The 493-nt window shown below is 69.6% G+C and carries 1 protein-coding gene; it reads left to right on the top strand.

The annotated features are described in order from the left end of the window. The coding region (locus ACFYOY_RS46825) for an acyl-CoA dehydrogenase family protein (protein ID WP_388594105.1) at nt 1–354 on the top strand (354 nt) is incomplete at its 5' end. Between the last annotated feature and the right edge of the window lie 139 nt (nt 355–493).

The following is a 493-nucleotide window of genomic DNA, read 5'->3' as shown; positions in this document are numbered from 1 at the left end:
CGCAAGCAGTTCGGCAAGCCGATCGGCGACTTCCAGGGCGTCCAGTTCATGCTCGCCGACATGGCCATGAAGCTGGAGGCCGCCCGCCAGCTGACCTACGCGGCGGCGGCCAAGTCCGAGCGGGTCTCCGCCGGAGGCGGCAAGGAGGACCTGACGTTCTTCGGGGCCGCGGCCAAGTGCTACGCCTCGGATGCCGCGATGGAGATCACCACGGACGCCGTCCAGCTGCTCGGCGGCTACGGCTACACCCGTGACTACCCGCTCGAGCGGATGATGCGCGATGCCAAGATCACGCAGATCTACGAGGGCACCAACCAGGTCCAGCGCATCGTGATGGCGCGCAACCTGCCGTAGTCCGTCGATACGAACGAGCGGCGGGGGGGGCGGGGGGGCCCGCCGGGGCCGGCGGGACCCCCCGGGGGACAATGTTGGGGGCCCGCCCATGGGCGAGGTTATAAGCAAGCCCCAGACGGGCATGTTCCATGGCCCGGAC

This window comes from Streptomyces sp. NPDC007875 (assembly GCF_042868035.1).
GTDB classification, from domain to species: domain Bacteria; phylum Actinomycetota; class Actinomycetes; order Streptomycetales; family Streptomycetaceae; genus Streptomyces; species Streptomyces antimycoticus.
This window is presented reverse-complemented; position numbering and strand designations above follow the sequence as displayed.